This window comes from Oleiphilus sp. HI0066, from assembly GCF_001635725.1.
Genome location: NZ_LWFH01001794.1, coordinates 1 through 846, shown reverse-complemented (window position 1 = coordinate 846; position 846 = coordinate 1). Strand labels below are relative to the sequence as shown.

Here is an 846-nt window from a genome sequence, read left to right as displayed (position 1 = left end):
TCCAAGAATGGCATGACCAACGGTCGCCCCTAGTGCAGCTTGGCTAAGTGAATCCATTAAGTGTTCTCGTTGCTCTCGTTAGTTGCGTTAGTCGCGTTGATGCGGGTATCGAAGATAGATTTAATTGTTCCGCAAAGGTTCAGAATGGTTTTTGAAATACTGAATCACATCGTGGATATCAAAAACTAATGAGATGCTTAGAAAGCCGGCTAAGCCTACAAGGTAGCTATGAAACGCACCTGTGTAATCGCCAAGATAAACAAGAATGTAAGCGAGAAGAGGAACCCATAGAAGATGCGCTAAGCCTAAAATTTTCTGATAGCCGAAGTAGCAATACATACCAACCATAACGATGCCTTGGAACGCAAAAATACCAAGAATGGCTTGAGCCAGTTCATATTCTAAAAATGCAATGCTGCCCAGGTTGATCGCCATCAGCGCATTCACCCAAATAACGACCCAAGTTGGTTGTTGAAATAGCTCAATCATAAATCCGCTTGGTTTTTTCATGGAAAACTCCTCAGGCCTGTTTGTATTTTTCTAATTCGAGTAGGTAATAACATTTTGTGTAGGCTAAGCCTTCGAGCACTTCATCTTCTTGGTATTGGAATGTCGCGCCGAGCTTTTCAACCGCTCTACGTGAACGATGATTCTCACTACCAATATGGAACCAAATTTTATCTACGTAAGGCGCAATAAAGTTGATCATCAGATCCTTCATTTCGGTATTGGCGCCTGTTCCCCATTCTTCGCACGCGAGGAACGTGTAGCCAATCGCGATCTCTCTATGTTCTGGTTTGAAATCATAGAAGCGCGTTGAACCAACGACATTGCCTGAGCTCGTAT

The 846-nt window shown here is 43.3% G+C and carries 2 protein-coding genes; both read right to left on the bottom strand.

Features of this window, described 5'->3' with window-relative positions; all coding sequences use genetic code 11:
* Positions 1 to 120 precede the first annotated feature (120 nt).
* Positions 121 to 510: a hypothetical protein gene (locus A3738_RS27890; RefSeq protein ID WP_068479003.1), complete on the bottom strand. Its 390-nt coding sequence runs from the start codon at positions 508 to 510 to the stop codon at positions 121 to 123.
* A gap of 10 nt (positions 511 to 520) precedes the next feature.
* On the bottom strand, positions 521 to 846 hold a 326-nt coding region (locus A3738_RS27885), incomplete at its 5' end, for a GNAT family N-acetyltransferase (protein WP_156504552.1).